This window comes from Candidatus Thioglobus sp. (genome assembly GCF_029243085.1).
Classification (GTDB): Bacteria; Pseudomonadota; Gammaproteobacteria; order PS1; family Pseudothioglobaceae; genus Thioglobus_A.
Genome location: NZ_JAQWSS010000045.1, coordinates 1 through 18,355 on the forward strand (window position 1 = coordinate 1; position 18,355 = coordinate 18,355).

The 18,355-nt window shown below is 37.8% G+C and carries 25 protein-coding genes and 1 tRNA gene; 11 read left to right on the top strand and 15 right to left on the bottom strand.

Annotation, left to right across the window (positions count from 1 at the left end; all coding sequences use genetic code 11):
- The 5 genes from P8M52_RS02725 to P8M52_RS02745 form a co-directional block, all read left to right on the top strand.
- Nucleotides 1-1,001 (top strand): 8-amino-7-oxononanoate synthase (locus P8M52_RS02725; protein ID WP_300306951.1); only part of this gene is annotated, 1,001 nt, incomplete at its 5' end.
- On the top strand, nt 991-1,689 hold the full coding sequence (locus P8M52_RS02730; RefSeq protein WP_300306954.1) for an alpha/beta fold hydrolase: 699 nt from the start codon (nt 991-993) through the stop codon (nt 1,687-1,689). The genes P8M52_RS02725 and P8M52_RS02730, both read left to right, overlap by 11 nt.
- Nucleotides 1,690-1,725: 36 nt before the next feature.
- Entirely contained in the window at nt 1,726-2,214 is a 489-nt protein-coding gene (gene purE / locus P8M52_RS02735; protein ID WP_300306957.1) for a 5-(carboxyamino)imidazole ribonucleotide mutase, read from the top strand.
- Between the two features lie 4 nt (nt 2,215-2,218).
- Complete coding sequence (locus P8M52_RS02740) at nt 2,219-3,310, top strand: 5-(carboxyamino)imidazole ribonucleotide synthase (RefSeq protein WP_300306960.1); 1,092 nt, start codon at nt 2,219-2,221, stop codon at nt 3,308-3,310.
- 22 nt (nt 3,311-3,332) lie between these two features.
- The gene (locus P8M52_RS02745) at nt 3,333-3,644 is read left to right on the top strand and encodes a hypothetical protein (protein ID WP_300306963.1); all 312 of its coding nucleotides are present in this window, start codon (nt 3,333-3,335) and stop codon (nt 3,642-3,644) included.
- Between the two features lie 8 nt (nt 3,645-3,652).
- Here the strand turns inward: P8M52_RS02745 and P8M52_RS02750 are convergent, their stop codons facing one another.
- From P8M52_RS02750 to P8M52_RS02775, 6 genes are read right to left on the bottom strand one after another with little or no spacing between them, the layout of a single operon-like run.
- Nucleotides 3,653-4,027, bottom strand: coding sequence for a glutaredoxin domain-containing protein (locus tag P8M52_RS02750; RefSeq protein WP_300306966.1), 375 nt, complete (start codon nt 4,025-4,027; stop codon nt 3,653-3,655).
- 4 nt (nt 4,028-4,031) lie between these two features.
- Entirely contained in the window at nt 4,032-4,865 is an 834-nt protein-coding gene (folD, locus tag P8M52_RS02755) for a bifunctional methylenetetrahydrofolate dehydrogenase/methenyltetrahydrofolate cyclohydrolase FolD (protein WP_300306969.1), read from the bottom strand.
- Nucleotides 4,866-4,867: 2 nt separating this feature from the next.
- On the bottom strand, nt 4,868-5,617 hold the full coding sequence (kdsB, locus tag P8M52_RS02760) for a 3-deoxy-manno-octulosonate cytidylyltransferase (RefSeq protein WP_300306972.1): 750 nt from the start codon (nt 5,615-5,617) through the stop codon (nt 4,868-4,870).
- Between the two features lie 3 nt (nt 5,618-5,620).
- Nucleotides 5,621-5,782: a Trm112 family protein gene (locus P8M52_RS02765; RefSeq protein WP_300306975.1), complete on the bottom strand. Its 162-nt coding sequence runs from the start codon at nt 5,780-5,782 to the stop codon at nt 5,621-5,623.
- A complete protein-coding gene (gene lpxK / locus P8M52_RS02770; RefSeq protein ID WP_300306977.1) occupies nt 5,779-6,726 on the bottom strand; it encodes a tetraacyldisaccharide 4'-kinase in 948 nt (315 codons plus the stop codon). The genes P8M52_RS02765 and lpxK overlap by 4 nt, the downstream gene beginning before the upstream one ends.
- Complete coding sequence (locus tag P8M52_RS02775; protein WP_300306980.1) at nt 6,727-7,164, bottom strand: phosphate-starvation-inducible PsiE family protein; 438 nt, start codon at nt 7,162-7,164, stop codon at nt 6,727-6,729.
- Between the two features lie 59 nt (nt 7,165-7,223).
- On the opposite strand from P8M52_RS02775, the gene P8M52_RS02780 reads away from it, so the two are divergent.
- Together P8M52_RS02780 and lolD are read left to right on the top strand one after the other, a co-directional pair.
- Complete coding sequence (locus P8M52_RS02780; RefSeq protein WP_300306981.1) at nt 7,224-8,459, top strand: lipoprotein-releasing ABC transporter permease subunit; 1,236 nt, start codon at nt 7,224-7,226, stop codon at nt 8,457-8,459.
- Nucleotides 8,452-9,123: a lipoprotein-releasing ABC transporter ATP-binding protein LolD gene (gene lolD, locus P8M52_RS02785; protein ID WP_300306983.1), complete on the top strand. Its 672-nt coding sequence runs from the start codon at nt 8,452-8,454 to the stop codon at nt 9,121-9,123. The genes P8M52_RS02780 and lolD overlap by 8 nt, the downstream gene beginning before the upstream one ends.
- On the opposite strand, the gene panD is transcribed toward lolD, so the two are convergent.
- From panD to infA, 6 genes are all read right to left on the bottom strand, one after another.
- Entirely contained in the window at nt 9,116-9,484 is a 369-nt protein-coding gene (gene panD, locus P8M52_RS02790; RefSeq protein WP_300306986.1) for an aspartate 1-decarboxylase, read from the bottom strand. The genes lolD and panD overlap by 8 nt on opposite strands.
- A gap of 18 nt (nt 9,485-9,502) precedes the next feature.
- Nucleotides 9,503-10,633, bottom strand: coding sequence for a sodium ion-translocating decarboxylase subunit beta (locus tag P8M52_RS02795; protein ID WP_300306989.1), 1,131 nt, complete (start codon nt 10,631-10,633; stop codon nt 9,503-9,505).
- 16 nt (nt 10,634-10,649) lie between these two features.
- Nucleotides 10,650-12,461, bottom strand: a complete 1,812-nt coding sequence (gene oadA / locus P8M52_RS02800; RefSeq protein ID WP_300306992.1) for a sodium-extruding oxaloacetate decarboxylase subunit alpha — start codon at nt 12,459-12,461, stop codon at nt 10,650-10,652.
- A gap of 26 nt (nt 12,462-12,487) precedes the next feature.
- Nucleotides 12,488-12,733 carry an OadG family protein gene (locus P8M52_RS02805; protein WP_300306995.1) on the bottom strand — a complete coding sequence of 82 codons (246 nt, stop codon included), beginning with the start codon at nt 12,731-12,733 and terminating at the stop codon, nt 12,488-12,490.
- 23 nt (nt 12,734-12,756) lie between these two features.
- Nucleotides 12,757-12,841 (bottom strand) — tRNA-Leu (locus P8M52_RS02810).
- A gap of 11 nt (nt 12,842-12,852) precedes the next feature.
- Nucleotides 12,853-13,071 (bottom strand): translation initiation factor IF-1, encoded by a 219-nt coding sequence (gene infA, locus P8M52_RS02815; protein ID WP_010645628.1) that lies wholly within the window; start codon nt 13,069-13,071, stop codon nt 12,853-12,855.
- Between the two features lie 135 nt (nt 13,072-13,206).
- Here infA and metF point away from each other — a divergent pair, with 135 nt between their 5' ends.
- Nucleotides 13,207-14,028 (top strand): methylenetetrahydrofolate reductase [NAD(P)H], encoded by an 822-nt coding sequence (gene metF, locus P8M52_RS02820; protein WP_300307000.1) that lies wholly within the window; start codon nt 13,207-13,209, stop codon nt 14,026-14,028.
- 23 nt (nt 14,029-14,051) lie between these two features.
- Here metF and P8M52_RS02825 read toward each other — a convergent pair whose 3' ends face one another.
- The 3 genes from P8M52_RS02825 to P8M52_RS02835 are packed head-to-tail and all read right to left on the bottom strand — an operon-like array spanning nt 14,052 to nt 15,877.
- A complete protein-coding gene (locus P8M52_RS02825) occupies nt 14,052-14,489 on the bottom strand; it encodes a hypothetical protein (RefSeq protein ID WP_300307003.1) in 438 nt (145 codons plus the stop codon).
- A gap of 59 nt (nt 14,490-14,548) precedes the next feature.
- Nucleotides 14,549-15,280, bottom strand: a complete 732-nt coding sequence (locus P8M52_RS02830) for a uroporphyrinogen-III synthase (protein ID WP_300307008.1) — start codon at nt 15,278-15,280, stop codon at nt 14,549-14,551.
- Between the two features lie 3 nt (nt 15,281-15,283).
- Nucleotides 15,284-15,877, bottom strand: coding sequence for a hypothetical protein (locus tag P8M52_RS02835; protein ID WP_300307011.1), 594 nt, complete (start codon nt 15,875-15,877; stop codon nt 15,284-15,286).
- 51 nt (nt 15,878-15,928) lie between these two features.
- Here P8M52_RS02835 and P8M52_RS02840 point away from each other — a divergent pair, with 51 nt between their 5' ends.
- The 3 genes from P8M52_RS02840 to P8M52_RS02850 form a co-directional block, all read left to right on the top strand.
- Nucleotides 15,929-16,882, top strand: coding sequence for a calcium/sodium antiporter (locus tag P8M52_RS02840; RefSeq protein ID WP_300307014.1), 954 nt, complete (start codon nt 15,929-15,931; stop codon nt 16,880-16,882).
- Nucleotides 16,879-17,337: a tRNA (adenosine(37)-N6)-threonylcarbamoyltransferase complex ATPase subunit type 1 TsaE gene (gene tsaE / locus P8M52_RS02845; protein WP_300307017.1), complete on the top strand. Its 459-nt coding sequence runs from the start codon at nt 16,879-16,881 to the stop codon at nt 17,335-17,337. Before P8M52_RS02840 ends, tsaE begins: the two co-directional genes overlap by 4 nt.
- Nucleotides 17,322-18,355 (top strand): N-acetylmuramoyl-L-alanine amidase (locus P8M52_RS02850; RefSeq protein WP_300307020.1); only part of this gene is annotated, 1,034 nt, incomplete at its 3' end. The genes tsaE and P8M52_RS02850, both read left to right, overlap by 16 nt.

An 18,355-nucleotide genomic window follows, 5' to 3' on the forward strand; every position in this document is an offset into this window, starting at 1 on the left:
CTCAAATTAAAGAGGCTTTTAAGCAGGGTGTTGATACGCATGGTGTAGGTTCCGGCGCTTCACATTTAGTCAGCGGACACTCGCGTGTCCATCACAATCTGGAAGATGCATTGGCTGAGTATACAGGGCAAGAGCGCACCCTACTATTTTCAACGGGTTATAGTGCAAATTTAGGTATTTTCTCCGCACTTAAAGGTGAACTGGATTGGGTTCTGCAAGACAAGCTCAATCATGCATCATTAATTGATGCAAACCAGCTCATTGACTTACCATTACAACGTTATTTACATAACAACATTCAATCACTTGAAAAAAAAATAGCCAAACAATCAGGTCAAGCGTCAAACAGCGGTCCTCGGGGAGGGCAAGGCATGATTGTGACTGATACCGTGTTTAGCATGGATGGCGATCAAGCAAAAATTAACGATTTGCAAAAAATCGCCAATAAAACAAATGCAATTTTGATGCAAGACGATGCACACGGTTTTGGTATCTTTGAGCCTAACATTCCAAAAAATTCAATTTATATGGCCACTTTGGGCAAAGCAGCGGGCACAATGGGTGCTTTTGTGGCTGGAAATGAAGATTTTATTGAGTTTTTGATCCAAAAATCCCGCCCTTACATTTATACAACCGCTATTTCACCGGCTATTTGTGCAGCCACACTAAAAAGCTTGGATTTAATCAAACAAGGTGGGCAGCAAGCCAAACTATTGGCTAATATTGATTTTTTCCGCTCTATCGCAGACAGTCTCAATTTTTCTCAAGCTATTGGTTTACCAATTTCACCATCAAACAGTGCGATTCAACCTTTGATTGTCGGTGACAGTGAAAAAGCACTGAGTATTAGTCAAAAACTGTTTGAACAAGGTTTTTACGTTAGCGCTATTCGAGCGCCAACCGTACCCAAGGGTACAGAGCGACTGCGTATTACCCTTAACGCTAATCACACACAAAATCAGATTGAGCAACTATTAGCCTGTATTAAAAATGCTTTATAGTCATACTACAGGTACCGGCCCTGACCTAGTCTTATTGCACGGCTGGGGCTTTAATGCGGAGCTATTTAACAATCTCATTGATCAGTACCAAGATCAGTATCGTATTACTAAAATTGACCTACCTGGGCACGGCAGAAGCGATGAAGTTGCCGGAGGAATTAACGAGTGGAGTAATGAGATTATTAAAATTTTGCCGAATAACCCAATCTTACTTGGCTGGTCATTAGGTGGTTTATTAGCTATTAATATTGCGACAAAAATCAAACTCTCAAAATTAATCTTAGTTGCTTCAACGCCAAATTTCGTACAAAATTCCGATTGGCAGTACGGCATTGACGCGGATAATTTTCAGCAATTTTCTAACACCCTTAAGCAAAACCTATCGAAAGGCCTGAAACGTTTTGTAAGCTTACAAACCCAAGACAAAACTCAATTAAAAGCGCTCAATCAATCCATAGACCAATTTCCAGCATCAACCACTGCACTTAATCAAGGATTAGATATCTTATTAACAACAGATCTAATCGAACCTTTTCTTCAGTTAAATATTGATATACAGATTTATCTTGGCATTAGAGACACACTTATTCCCAGTAAGATTTCCAACTGGTACGATCATAATAACATTAACTCAACTCTACTTGATACAGGACATATTCCGTTTATAGATAGCAGCTTTGAACTATAGTATAATTACCATCAGTACTAAACCTTGGAGAGTTGTATGAGTGCAGTTGTTGGTGTTATTATGGGGTCAAAATCTGATTGGCCAACCATGAAAAATGCAGTTGAAATGTTGGAAGAATTCGGCGTACCCCATGAAGTTCAAGTAGTTTCTGCCCATCGCACTCCAGATCTTATGTTTGATTATGCATCATCTGCACTTGAACGTGGCCTAAAAGTCATTATTGCTGGTGCAGGTGGCGCCGCCCACCTACCAGGCATGGTAGCTGCAAAAACAATTGTTCCAGTACTTGGTGTACCTGTGCAATCACGGGCGCTTAGTGGCCAAGATTCTTTACTATCTATTGCCCAAATGCCTGGCGGAATTCCTGTGGGAACGCTGGCAATTGGCGAAGCTGGTGCAAAAAATGCGGGAATTTTAGCAGCTCAAATTATCGCCAATGAAGATGCATTGGTACGAGAAAAAGTAACTGCCTTTAGAATGAAGCAAACCCAAGATGTTTTAGATAATCCTAACCCTGCTCAATAATTAAATGAAAATAGGCGTACTAGGTGCAGGTCAACTAGGTCGAATGATGGCTATTTCTGGCTATCCATTAAATCATCAATTTGGTTTTTCTGGAAATGCAAATAACGAACCTGCAGCGCTACTTGGGCATATGTTTGTTCATGAAGACAATGCTGACAATATAGAATCCCTAGCTGCATTCGCAGATGTTATTACTTATGAAAGTGAAAACACAAATATTGAGGCAGTTCGGGAAATCAATAAAAATATTCCAGTTTATCCAGGTGAAATTTCACTACACACCACCCAACATCGTGGCCGTGAAAAAGCACTCTTTGATAAACTAAACGTACCTTGTGCTCGCTATTGCATGGTAAACACCTTAGAAGATCTTAAGCTAGCGGTTAAGAAAATTGGACTACCCGCTATTCTCAAGACCGCTACTGAGGGTTACGATGGCAAAGGACAATTTCTCATTGACAACCCTGATCAAATTCAACAAGCGTTTACAAGCATGAACAGCGTAGAATTGATACTAGAAGGATTTGTTAATTTTAAGCGCGAATTATCTTTAATAGCGGTCCGCGACAAGCACAATAATCATAAATACTACCCCTTAGTTGACAACACCCATCACCAGGGAATTTTAAGATTAACCATTGCACCAGCACAAGATATTGACGCCAAAGTTCAAGAGACTGCTGAAAAATACATGCAGACATTACTTGACGCTATGGATCATGTTGGTATTTTAACTATCGAATTTTTTGAAACAGAAAATGGATTAGTTGTAAATGAAATGGCTCCACGGGTTCACAACTCTGGCCATTGGAGTATTAATGGCGCCAACACATCACAATTTGAAAATCATATCCGCGCAATTAGCGGCATGCCTTTAGGAGATACAAACCCTACTCATAAGGTTAGTGCAATGATCAACATTGTTAGTGAGATTGGTCAAATCGATCTTGTGTTGAACATGCCTAATGCACATCTACATTTATATGACAAAACTGAGCGCAAAGATAGAAAACTTGGGCACATTAATATTACTGCTAACTCCTTAAGGGAGCTTGAGAATAGCATACAACAATTACAAAGCTTTTTACCACAATAACTAAAAACAAGGATTTATCAACATGTCAGAACAATACAATTGGCCATCATCAATTCTTTATCACCCAACAGGAGATCCGATTAACATCAAACCAATTGATGACAACGAATCATTTGGTACAGATGAGTTGGAAACTTTTATTGGTGGCCCCGTTGATCACATTAAACTCGATAACGGTATGCTGGTAATTAACGAAAAAGGCAAAGAAATGGATTTACCCCTAAACGATATGGCTAGCAAAAACGGCTATTCATTATATGGTAATGTGATTTTTGTACCTAAAATCATTCAACCAGCTCCAGAGCCTGTTAAATTTAATATAAAAAATTTATAATTAACTCTTTAGCTGAATTCTTTTTCAAGGTAAGCTTTAATATCTGACGATTCAAACATCCAGGTTACTTCCTTGCCTTTAGTAATTTTTAAACAAGGCACTTGCACCTTGCCTGTCTCTTTTTGCATTTCGTCACGATATACGCCACCACGCTTTTGCGCATCACGGGTGATAATGTTAATGTTTAACCCTCTAATAACACGTCTGCTCATAATGCAAAATGGACACGCAAAAAATTGATACAGCTCGATTGTCTCAGCTTTTTTGTTGGCTACCTCTTGCTCCTGCGCGTTTCTTCTTACTTTTTTTACGGGGATCAATCGACTGATTAATGCAATCAATGCGCCTAGGCCGTTTCTAAATGCTTTTAATAGTAGTTTCATAATTTTATTTCCTGTTTTCGTAAGCGGTTAATGTATTTTCGAGCAAAGTGGCAATAGTCATGGGGCCAACACCGCCGGGAACAGGCGTCATCCAACTGGCATTGTGAGTTGCCGCTTCGAAATCAACATCGCCCACAAGTTTGCCACTCTCTAGTCGATTAATGCCTACATCGATAACAACAGCACCTTTTTTAATCCAATCACCTTGAACCATTTGCGGAATACCAACAGCTGCCACAACAACATCAGCACGCTGCAATTTTCCTGATAAATCTGAAGTTTTACTATTGCAAATCGTCACTGTTGCACGTGCGTTTAATAACTCCATTGCCATTGGTCGTCCAACAATATTTGATGCACCTACAACCACACAATCTTTACCGACCAAATCAATCCCAGTAGTCGCCAACATTGTCATTACACCTTTAGGTGTACATGGGCGCAAATAAGCTTTATTTTGCATAAGCTTGCCAATATTTTCACTGTGAAATCCATCGACATCTTTTTCAGGAGAAATTGTTTCAATGACTAAATTTGCATCCAAATGAGCTGGCAATGGCAATTGCACTAGAATTCCATCAATCTTATCATCATTGTTTAAGCGCTCCACTTCATCAAGTAACTCTTGCTGGGTTATGTCAGCAGGCTTATTAATTTTCTCTGAATAAAAGCCCACCTCTTTACAAGCATTATCCTTATTACGAACATAGACAGCCGATGCTGGATCGTCACCTACTAAAATAACTGCCAAGCCAGGCGCCCGGTCTAATTTCCCAACTTTATTAGCAATGTCATTGCGTAAATCTTGTGCTATTTTCTTACCGTTAATAATATTCATTGTTAGCCATTGTTGTGTGGCGCTAAAGCATCTCGCACCTTATTTAAATCTTCTTGTGTATCTACGCCAAAGCCTGTATCGCCACAAGCGTTTTCAACATGTATATCAAAACCTTCATTTAATACTGTCAATTGCTCTAGTTTTTCAACCTGTTCAAATCTAGAACTTGCCATATCCAAGTATTTTTTAATAAATTTTGCACGATAAGCGTAAATCCCAATATGCTTATAACATAACGATAAATCAAAATCCTGTTCATCTCTAAAAAATGGAATAGCTGCGCGTGAAAAATATAACGCCTTGCCAAGCTTATCAAAAACCACTTTGACACAATTTGGATCTAGATATTGAGCTTTGCTTGCAACTGGCTCACATAGTGTAGCCATTTGCATATTGCTTTTGTCTAGATTGCTAGCTACTTGGTTTATTACTTGCGGATCAAGCATCGGTTCATCGCCTTGAACATTGACAACAATTTCATTATCATCAATATTAAGCTTAGTTAGCACTTCTGCAATCCTAGAAGTGCCAGACGTATGCCCAGCAGCCGTCATACAAACTGTCGCGCCAAAATCTTCAGCAACCTGTTTAATACGCTCATCATCCGTTGCAATAACAACTTGAGTGGCGCTACTTTTAACTGCATTTTCATAAGTCAATTGAATTAATGGCTTACCATAAATGTCTTTTAATAATTTTGCTGGCAGTCTACTCGATGCATAACGAGCAGGAATAATAACGCTAAAATTCATTGGCTAGTCTAGCTCTCTGGCTTCTTCTTCTAACAATACTGGAATGCCATCCTCAATCGGATAGGCTAAGCCGCTTGTTTCACAAATCAGCTCATCACCCACTTGTTTTAAGGGTGCTTTAGATTTTGGACAAACTAAAAGTTTTAACAAGGCTTCATCAATCATAATTTTGCAGTTAATTCGTTTAAAAATTTTTCGCCAATATCTAGATCTACTTTTAAGTAGTACATCTTGCCATTGGCAAACTCTCTACATTTTACCCAATCTTTTGCAGTCATAATTATCGGATGATCATCCTCAAATTCCAAGTCATTAATTTGATATTGATAATGATCAATAAAATGATGTTTTTCTACCTGGATATCAAGCTGTGTCAAGGTATGAAAAAAACGATCAGGGTGGCCAATCCCAGCAACCCCGTGACAGTGCCGATTTTTAAATAAATCAAGCGGAAACTCCTCTCCACTTAAAACATGAATAAATGTAATTGGCTTTAGTTGGGCGAAAACTTCTCCGACATGTGCAGATCCATTGTTAATAATAAAATCAACACTTTTAAGTCTATTTTGAGACTCCCTTAATGGTCCAGCTGGAAGAAAAAAACCATTGCCAAAACGCCTATTCCCATCAATTACTGCGATTTCCACCACCCTACCCATTGCGTAGTGCTGAAGCCCATCATCACTAATAACAACATCTAGCTGCTGTTGTTTAATTAAGTCTCGAACTGCCTGAGAGCGATCTTGATTAACCATGACTGCCGCACCTGTTTGGCTAGCAATGAGTAAAGGCTCATCACCCGACACAGTAGCGAGCGTGTCAGATTTTACAGCTAGACTCTTGCCAGAATGAGATCCGCCATAACCTCTAGAAACCACACCTACTTTCTTGCCTTGTTGTTGAAAATAATCAACCAATTTAATAACAATTGGTGTTTTTCCGCTACCACCAACAGTGATATTACCCACCACCACAATAGGAACATCAAATTGATTAATACGAAAAACTCCTATTCGATAAAAAGCTTGTCGTATTTTACTTAAAAGATAAAAAACCCAAGAGATTGGCAATAGCAAATAATTAACAAAACCCCGAGCGTTTAAATCCATTTATTTATGCTTAAAATACTCGTTAGAATTTTCAAATTTATTCTCTGTATATCTTAAGACGCCTGCAGCAATCGTTAAGATCATAATTGCGGCTACCATAATTAGCACATTGAACTTATCTGTCGCTACCAACTCCTTCATATCGATCACTAAGAATCGAGTAATGGCGGTAATGGCGATGAAAATTAAGAATATGACCGGCAATCGATGAGTTTTAAAATAAATACCAGTCATGGCACCCAATTCTAAATAGATAAATAACAGTAAAATATCTTTTAATGATGCAAAGCCTGATTCATGCTGCATAATAACTAAATATTCTCCTACAGCAGACCATACGATTGTACCGCCAATAACAAACAAACCCACCACATGAAACACTTCAATTAAAAAATCTCCCAGTTGATCAATTCTATCTTTAATTGTAGGCTGTTCCATTTTTACTCCTCAATATTTAGTTATTTATAAAGTGCTAATTATGACAAAATATCAGCACAATGAGTATCGAATTTAATATTTCTAATCAGTATTTACGCTCCAATCGAAAAAAAGGTTTTATTTCCTTTATTTCTGGCGTTTCAATGGTGGGACTTATTCTTAGTGTAATGACACTTGTGACAGTTTTATCAGTCATGAATGGCTTTCATAAAGAATTAAGAGAGCGTGTATTGAGTGCCATTTCTCACTCATATATTAGTGAATACCAGGGCAGTTTGTCAGATTGGGAAACTATTCAAACACAAATCAATCAACATCCTCGGGTCATCAATTCTTCACCTTATATTGAGAAATACGCTTTATTAAACACCTCTAACGGTGCCCAAGGAATAAGCGTTAGAGGTGTTATACCAGAATTAGAAAAAAACACTTCTGTACTCCTAGATAAAATTAAGCTTGGGGATAATCAACTAGACAAATCTAGTATTTTAATTGGTGCAGGCTTAGCATCCCAATTAGGTGCCTCTTTGGGGGATAAAGTTACTTTATTAACGCCAGAGTTAACATCGAGCATTATTGGCATTCAACCACGTTTTAAGCGTTTTACAGTGACTGGTATTTTTGATGCAGGTGTTAACGAATACGATAATAATTTAGCTTTTATTCAGCTAGAGCAAGCGCAAAAACTATACTCTATGAAACGTAAAGTTTCCGGCATACGACTTAAAGTTGATGATTTGTTTCAAGCAAAGAAAATTACTCGCCAAGTGGTGGCTACATTGGGTGGTAATCAATATTATGGTATTGATTGGACCCAACAAAAAGCCAATTTTATCAAGGCGTTAAATCTAGAAAAACAAATGATTGGTATCGTTTTGTCTCTGATAGTGGCAGTCGCAGCCTTTAATCTAGTTTCGATGATGGTTATGGTAGTAACTGACAAAACAGCTGATATTGCCATTCTGAGAACACTTGGCATGACGCCAAAACGTATCGTTAAGATATTTTTCTATCAAGGGATTACCATTGGTAGCATTGGCATTGTCATTGGCCTTATACTTGGCGTTTTACTATCACTTAATATTGAAGTAATTGTGAGTAGTATCGAGTCTATCATAGGGATTGAATTTTTTCCAAAAGATGTGTTTTATATAAATCGATTCCCATCTGAAATTCATCTAAGCGATATCATTAAGGTTGCTTTAGGTGCATTGGTACTTGTTATTCTTGCATCTATCTACCCAGCAAGTCGAGCTGGCAAGGTATCAATTGCCAAGGTGCTAAACCATGAATAGCATTATTAAATGTAGAAAAATAAGCTATCACTATAATGATGGTACTAACAATAACCAAATTATCAATAACCTTGATCTAGTCGTTCAGCCTGCAGAATCTATTGCAATATTAGGCCAGTCTGGTTGTGGAAAGTCTACATTGCTCAATTTATTAGGTGGAATGGACAAGCCAACTCAAGGTCAGATTGTTATTAACAAAACGGATTTAAATGGATTGAGCGAATCTCAAATGACTGAACTCAGGGCTGATAATCTTGGATTTGTTTATCAGTTTCACCATTTGCTAAAAGACTTTAATGCTTTAAAAAATGTCATGATGCCTCTTCTTATCCAAGGAGAAAGTCAAGCACAAGCACAAACAAAAGCACTTGAAATTCTCACGACCGTTGGCCTTGATCATCGCTTAAATCATTTACCAAGTGAACTTTCAGGTGGTGAACGTCAACGCATTGCTATTGCCAGGGCATTGGTTACAAAACCTAATTGTTTATTGGCTGATGAGCCAACTGGAAATCTTGACAATAAGAATGCCATTGAAGTATTAAACTTAATGATTGAATTAAATCAAGCACACGATAGTGCTTTAATTATTGTCACTCACGATGAGAAAATTGCCAAGAAAATGCAACGTGTTTTGGTGCTAGAAAATGGTCGATTTAACTAATTGAAGAGCTTTTTTTAGTCAGAACATTATTTTCGTCAACGTAACACAAGCTTGGCGCATAATTCTTTAACTCATGCTCATCATAACTAGCATAAGCAGCAATGATGAGCAAATCGCCTACAGAGGCTTTATGCGCGGCTGCACCATTGACTGAAATAACACCGCTATTCTCTTTACCCCGAATTGCATAAGTTGTAAAACGATTGCCATTGTCAATATTATAGATTTGAATCTGTTCGAATGTGCGAATGCCAGCCGCATCTAACAATACGCCATCAATTTCGCATGAACCTTCGTAATTTAGCTCAGAAGCTGTTGTAGTAACGCGATGTAGTTTTGCTTTGAGAAAAGTGCTATGCATAATAATTGCTTACAGAGCTTAACTTAACAATTGAATCATAATACCGGCTGCAATCGCAGATCCAATAACGCCTGCCACATTAGGACCCATAGCATGCATCAGTAAGAAATTATGCGGATTAGATTCTAAACCTACCTTGTTAGAAACACGTGCTGCCATCGGTACTGCAGATACGCCAGCAGAACCGATCAATGGATTGATCTTATTCTTACTAAATAAGTTCATCAGTTTTGCCATTAACAGGCCGCTTGCTGTGCCAATTGCAAATGCAATCATGCCTAATAATAAAATGCCCAATGTTTCAGGCTGTAAAAATTTATCGGCCATTAGTTTTGAACCAACAGCTAAGCCTAAGAAAATTGTGACTATATTGATTAATGCGTTTTGTGTAGTATCACTAAGGCGATCAACCACACCAGACTCTTTCATTAAATTACCAAAAGCAAACATACCTAACAATGGCGCTGCATCTGGCAACAGTAGTGCTACCAACATTAATAGCATAATTGGGAAAATAATTTTTTCTGCAGTTGAAACTTCACGCAATTGTACCATTTCAATTTGACGCTCTTTTTCAGTCGTTAGTGCGCGCATAATTGGCGGCTGAATTAAAGGCACTAACGCCATGTAAGAATAGGAAGCAACTGCAATAGCACCTAATAATTCAGGTGCTAATTTGCTAGCCACATAAATACTAGTCGGGCCATCAGCACCACCAATAATGCCAATGGCAGCAGCATCTGTTAAACTGAAATCAAAGATACCTATCGCAGTCAGACCCATAGCACCTAGAACAGTAGCAAAGATACCAAATTGTGCAGCCGCCCCTAATAACAATGTTTTTGGATTGGCCAATAGAGGTCCAAAATCTGTCATGGCACCCACACCCATAAAAATTATCAATGGAAACGCGCCAGATTCAATACCTATAACATAAAACAAATGTAATATGCCAGTGCCTTCTGCAATACCAGCACCAGGAATGTTTGCCAAAATTGCACCAAACCCAATCGGCAATAATAATAGCGGCTCAAACTTTTTAATAATGGCTAGATATAACAGTAGCATACCAACCAATAGCATCAGACCTTGACCCCAGGTCATCTGATATATTCCTGTATTAAGCCAAAGTGAATTCAATTGTTCCATAAGAATCTCTAAGTAATTATGCTAGTGACAATAAAGTTTGACCAACGGTTACAGAGTCACCTTCTTTCACGCTAATTTCAGTAACAACACCAGCTTTGGCAGATTTAATTTCGGTTTCCATTTTCATAGCTTCCAAAATAACTAAAACATCGCCTTCATTCACCTTTTGATTAACCGACACCATTACCTTCCAAATATTTCCTGAAAGTGGTGCGCCAATCGGCTCTCCACTTGTTGCAGGAACCTCATTAACGATCTCTTTTGTAGCCGAAGGTGTAGACTGAGTTTTTGCAGATGCAGGCTGCATTGATGTAACATCCCCACCAGCGGATACATCAACTGTATAAGAATTGCCTTTAAACGATACCGTATAAGTCCCCTCTTCACTATCTGGCACTGAACAGCCATCCGTTTCTTTTGGTGCTGGCTCAAAGAAACCAGGATTGTTACGATTTTCTAAAAACGAAATCCCCACTTGTGGAAATAGCGCATAAGTCATTAAGTCATCTATTTTATTTTTAGCTAGCTGAATACCCTTATCAGCAACAATCTTATCAAATTCTTGTTCAAGAATATGCATTTCTGGCGCTATATTATCAGCAGGACGACAAGTAATCGGCTCAGAGCCGTCTAATACTTTTGCTTGTATTGCTTGATCAACGGCTGCAGGTGTTGCACCATATTCTCCCTTTAATACGCCAGCCGCTTCTTTGGTAATGGTTTTATAACGCTCGCCTGTTAACACATTAAGCACAGACTGAGTGCCAACAATTTGAGAAGTTGGTGTCACTAATGGAATATAACCAAGATCCTTCCTAACACGTGGAATTTCAGCCAACACTTCATCCATTTTGTCCGCTGCATTTTGCTCACGTAACTGGTTTTCCATATTGGTTAACATGCCACCTGGCACTTGCGCTAACAATATTCGAGAGTCCACACCTCTTAATGACCCCTCAAATTTAGCGTATTTTCTGCGAATTGGTCGGAAATATGCATCGATCTCTTCTAGCTTTTCTAAATCCAGCCCGGTCTTTCGCGGACTATTTTCTAGAATAGAAACCACTGAGTTAGTCGCCGAATGGCCATAAGTCATACTCATAGAGCCAATTGCAGTATCAACACGATCAATCCCCGCCTCAACCGATTTAATGATTGTTGCTGTAGAAAGTCCAGTAGTTGCATGAGCATGAAGTTGGATTGGAATATCAATCGTTTCTTTAAGCTGCTTAACTAAATCATAGGCAACATATGGCTGCAATAAGCCAGCCATATCTTTAATGCATAAAGAGTGCGCACCCATGTCTTCAATGCGTTTTGCCATGTCTAACCAAGTTTGTGTATTATGCACCGGGCTAACAGTATAAGAAATTGTTCCTTGTGCATGCTGATCCAATTTAACTGCTTGATCGACAGCTGTTTTAAGATTTCTAACATCATTCATAGCGTCAAAAATTCTAAACACACCAACGCCATTTTCTGCACAGCGATCTACAAATTTACGGACAACATCATCACTGTAATGACGATAACCCAATAGATTTTGACCACGCAACAACATTTGTTGTGGCGTATTTGGCATAACAGCTTTAATTTCACGAATACGGTCCCAAGGGTCTTCGCCTAGATAGCGGATACATGAGTCAAAAGTTGCACCGCCCCATGACTCTACTGACCAATAGCCAATTTTGTCAAGCTTATCTGCAATTGGCAACATATCATCAATGCGCATACGAGTTGCAAATAAAGATTGATGTGCATCTCTAAAAACAAGCTCTGTAATCTCTACTTTTTTTCCTTCAGCGTTTTTTATTGATTTTTTAGTCATATTCCTTAAGAAATTTAGCATGATCCTTATGCTCCCCTGTGCATCTTGATTGCTTGTTCAATAACAAACTTCGTCTCTTCGTCAATTTCTTGCTCAAGAGTTGTTGGAGTGTTATTTGGCTCCGGCCTATCAGCAGCACGAGCCAGGATTTTTTGAATAATGCTTGACATTAATTTGGTTACAAAAACCAATAATGTTAAGAACAAAAAAACAAAGCCCATACCAAACATGGTTAGGTTTAAAGCCTGTGTTAAAAGTTCTGCTTGTTCCATACTCATTACTCTTTATTTTAATTTGGTACCGATGGACGGGGTCGAACCGTCACTCCGTGAGGAACCGGATTTTGAATCCGGCGTGTCTACCAATTCCACCACATCGGCAATAAACTTTTTTACTTGTGTCTAAAAGTAATCCTACCTTTAGTAAGGTCATAAGGTGTCATTTCAACAGTTACCTTGTCACCAGGTAAAATTCGAATATAGTGCTTTCGGATTTTTCCAGAAATGTGTGCTAGAACACTATGACCATTTTCCAATTCAACCGTAAAAGTTGTATTAGGTAGCTTCTCTTTGACCACGCCTTCTAACTCAATGTAATCGCTTTTTGACATAAATAATTATAAATTTGAACTTAGTAAATTGGGTTATTTTACCCGAATGTCACCTCTTAGACAAAAAAACCTAAACACTCTTATAGATTTGAAATAAGCTATAATTAGCCTATCTTTAACTAACCTTAAGCACAAATGCAGTTAAGTTTTGAATTTTTCCCACCTAGAACTGAAAAAGGTAAACAAAATCTTAAGCTTGTTCGTCAAGAATTAACAGTTGTCAATCCACACTACTTTTCGACCACATTTGGCGCAGGCGGCACAACACAAGAGGCAACATTAGAAACAGTTCTAGATATTCAAGCCAATGATAATATTTCAGCAGCACCGCATTTATCTTGTATAGACTCAGATAAATTAAAAATTTTGTCTTTATTGAAGCAGTATCAAGCTGCTGGCATTAATCGTGTTGTTGCACTACGCGGTGACATTCCTTCAGGTGTGCGTGACATTGGTGATTTTCATTATGCTAATGAATTGGTTGAATTTATCCGTCATGAGTTTGGCAATTACTTTCACATTGAAGTTGCGGCTTATCCTGAAATGCATCCACAAGCAACAAATATGAATACTGATATTGAACATTTTGTTAATAAAATTAAAGCTGGTGCTGATGGTGCAATTACTCAATATTTTTACAATGCAGATGCTTATTTTCGGTTTGTTGACGAGGTGCAAAAAAATGGTATAGATGTACCAATTACCCCAGGCATTATGCCAATAACCAATTATGACCAGCTGTTAAGATTTTCCAATATGTGTGGTGCGGAAATTCCTCGATGGATCGAGAAACGCCTATCAACTTATGGAGATGATCTTGCCTCTTTAAGCGCCTTTGGGTTTGATGTTGTGTCCAACTTATGCGATCAACTCAAATCTCAAGGTGTTGAGAGTTTTCATTTTTACTCGATGAATAAAACACAACCTTCATTATTGTTAGCACAAGAGCTTAAGTGACAAAAAAATTTAAGGTATTTTTTTTAATGAGAGCTTCGTTTCACCCAATCTTGTAATTCAATCAGTAGTCGCTTGTCTTGTTCATGACAACACTGTTCAAGTGCTTCTAAGCGCACTCCAAGTTCTGAGAATGTCAGTTGAAAATGCTCATTTTTTAGCTTTTCTTTATACAGCTTAGATTTCAATGAGGCAACAACTGTCATTAACATTTGTTCGTTTTCCTGCTTAATGGTATCAGCCGCACCAGCTTTGTATATCGCATCCGCTTTAATTTTTTGCAGCTTTTGTAGATGTGTATCTTGTTCCGACTGTAAGCTTTTAGATGGATAAGCCAGTCGAATACTATCCGTCGTTACATAACCCTCATGTGTTTGTAATTTACCAGAATTTATTTGATCTTGAATATTGGCACGGCTTACACCCAATCGACGAGCTGCTTGCGAAACACTAAGTTTAATCATGTTATTTTCTCTCCTCAGAAAAATATCATTTGCTATTGAATAAATTAATCCACTTTCATTTAATTGTCAAGTGTATCCATATTTACCAATACTGTAACGATGGCTTGATCACTAATATCAGGGGTGATTAGCACTCGTAAAAAGCCAAGTGATAGAGCATAATCTTGGATACGCTTACTCAAAACCACTAATGGATACGTTTTTAATTGTTCTAAACCTTCTAATTGATTTGCAAGCGCTATTAATCCGTCTAAATTTTCATTGCTAGTAACACTAATAATACCTTGGTCAGTGGTAAGAAATTCCTGAAGTGACTTTTTATGACGAAGTGTTATTGCGCAAATGACACGATCATAAACCTCCACGTATTCCACTCTATTATCGGTTTTTTCCAGACCAATTCTAAGGGTTTCACGACCACCCTTGCCTCTAAAAATCAAAATATTTTTTTTCTGCAATTTAGCTACTGAATCAAGCGCTAATAATGCTTCACTAGATGGCTTATGTTTTGGGAAATCATCAACAGTAATACCGTAACTATTAAGTTTTTTGGCAGTGGCAATGCCCACTGTAAAAATTTTTGAATAGCGAATCTCAGCGAGTATCTTCATGCCATACTCAACAGCATTGGCACTGATAAAAATAACAGCATCGTATTGATCACGTTGTGGTATTGCGTCAACAGCCTGAACCTCAAGTGTTGGAAATAACAAAGACTGGTGTCCGTTATTATTTACTAAAGACTCAAGTGTTTTGACTTGCGCCAATGGGCGCGTTAATAAAACTTTCAAAATTTAAAATCCAAGAATTTCAGCGATGACTCGCACTTTATTTAACGATTCACTTTCTGCATTCTGACAAATTAGAATGGTGCGTTCGTTAATAACAGCCGCCTGTTGTATATAATCTCTGATTTGTTTCTCGTTCCGGCTATTTTGCGTATACAAGACAGGAATATGATTAAAGTACAGATGCTTTCCAGCTACCTCTTTAACTGGTAGCTCAAGTTGCAGTTGATTATTTGACTGAAACGAAACTTGAAATCCTTTAAATAAGGATATAACTTTATCACTTGGCAATTGATCTAACTCACAAAACAGAACAAATAAAGATTTATATGATTCAATGGCGCCAAGCAAAGTGGTCAACTCTTTATCATTATTAATTAATTTAGGACTAACACTAAGAGCTAACTCAAACTCTTCATCGGAATCTTCCAACTCTTCAAAAATAGATTCTAAATCTTCCTTGGTGTCAATTGGCAAACAAAGTGCTTTAAACTGAGTTGCATAATAATCAAAACGCCATTCACTAGGCAAGTCTTCTGGATAAAAATCATCTATCAAATCTAGACCACGACGACCAATTAAAAACTCTGTTTTACTCATCTTCTACAATACGGCCTTTATAATAACCAAAAAAAATAACAAAAAATCAATATGCCCGATATTCTACTACCAATTATTGCCTTATTATCAGGTTTTATACTTTTAATTTGGAGTGCCGATGAGTTTACTGACAATGGCGCTAAAATCGCTAATATTTTTAAAGTTTCGCCACTGATCATTGGGTTATTAATCTTTGGTTTCGGCACGTCAGCGCCAGAGATGCTTGTATCCGGATTGGCGGCCATGGACGGCAATACCGGGCTTAGTATTGGTAACGCTATTGGCTCTAACATCTTTAACATTGCTCTAGTGCTTGGTATAAGTGCCATTATTATTCCCATTGAAGTACACCAAGATATTTTAAAGAAAGAATGGGTATTTTTAATGGTGGCCACTCTAATTGCCGGACTACTGCTATGGGATTATCGTCTTGATGAAACTGATGGGCTGATCTTGTTAACTCTACTTATTCTATTTTTAACTTACACTTTTAAAGAGTCCAAAAATAAATCGCATCATGAGTTTGACGACCTAGAGCATGACATCGATCGTAGTCAAACAGCCAAAACCTGGATTATGCTACTTGTTGGATTGGTTGTGCTAATTTCTAGCGCTAAGTTAGTGGTTTGGGGCGGTGTTGAAGTGGCAAAAGCTTTTGGTGTTTCAGATTTAATTATTGGACTAACTGTCGTGGCCCTTGGCACCAGTTTGCCAGAATTGGCTGTGTCAATTACTAGTGTTTTGAAGAAACAATACGAAATGGTTGTAGGCAATGTAATCGGATCAAATTTATTTAATACCATTGCAGTACTAGCCATTCCAGGACTTATTCATCCATCTGACGTTCCAACAGAGGTTATTAATCGCGACTATCCGATTATGCTACTATTAACCATTTTGCTATTTGTTGTTTCATACAAAATCAGTAAAAAGCACATTATCAACCGATTTGAAGGGGTTGTATTGGTATCTGTGTTTAGTTTATATATGTGGCAATTATTTTGATCATTGAATTAAACAGTACTGACGAAACAAAAGCTTTCTCTCAACAGCTTGCTCGTCACGCTCAACAGCTTGATCAAGGTGTGGTGATATACTTAGAGGGGGATTTGGGCGCAGGTAAAACCACATTAGCTCGCAGCTTTATTCAAAATTTTGGATTTGATCGTGTCAAAAGTCCTACTTATTCATTGGTTGAAAGCTATATTAATCAAGATATTAACATCCATCATTTTGATTGCTACCGTTTAAGCGACCCAGAAGAGTTGGAATATATTGGCATACGAGAATATTCAGGACCTGGTCATATTCAACTGATCGAATGGGCTGAGTTGGGTCAAGGAATGATTGAGCCAGCCGATATGACTATCAACATAACTGGAGAAGACAACAGTAGAACGCTATCAATAGCCGCACATAGCAAGATAGGTAAACAATTGCTAGCATGTTTAAACTCTTAACCTTAGTAATTAGCTTATTACTATTAAACAGCTGTTACGCTGAGAACAAAACCACCACCTTATATGATTTTCGATTTTGGAGTTCTCCAGATCGAACTCGTATTGTGATTGACACCGACCCAGATATTAAATTTTCAATCACTCAAAATAAGGAGCGATTTACAATAGACATTCATAATGCCAAACTTTTAAAATCAACCTATAAAAAACTATTTTTTACAGATAAGCGCATAGTAAAAACACGCATTAAACGTAACAAAACCATCCATCAGTTGACGTTTAATCTGGCAACTGAATATCAAATTAAAAGTTATACACTTAAACCTAACAAAAAATACAAGTACCATCGACTCGTTATTGATTTAAGCGACTTGGCAAACAAGACTCCCATCAAGGTTGAAGTTACAAAACCCAGTAACAACAAAGCAACAGATAAGATAATACTAATTGATGCAGGTCATGGTGGTGAAGATCCTGGAGCAATCGGCCGTCGTAAAACTTTGGAAAAGCGAATAACACTAAGTATTGCTAAAAAACTTGCTAGAATGATTAACAAAACGCGTGACATGAAAGCAATTCTAACAAGAACGGGAGACTACTATGTTAGCTTAAGCAAGCGCATTAACATTGCACAGGATAACAAGGCCTCACTACTTGTTTCAATTCATGCTGATTCGGTTGAAAGTCCTAAAGCTAATGGTGCATCAATTTACACTTTATCTAAACGAGGTGGATTAACCAAATTTGCAAAGAAATTAGAACACTCACAAAACACAACTGATCAATTTGGAGTTGCAGAAAATATGAGTAATAACGATCAGTACTTAAATAAAATTCTTTGGGATTTGTCTCGCAAAGATAGAAACATTCAAAGTAAAAAACTTGGGAAAAACATCTTAAGACAATTAGTAAAAATTGGCTATTTACACAAGAAAACCGTTCAACAAGCAGGTTTTGTCGTCCTCAAAACGCCGGCTATTCCTTCGGTTCTAATTGAAACCGCATTTATATCAAATCC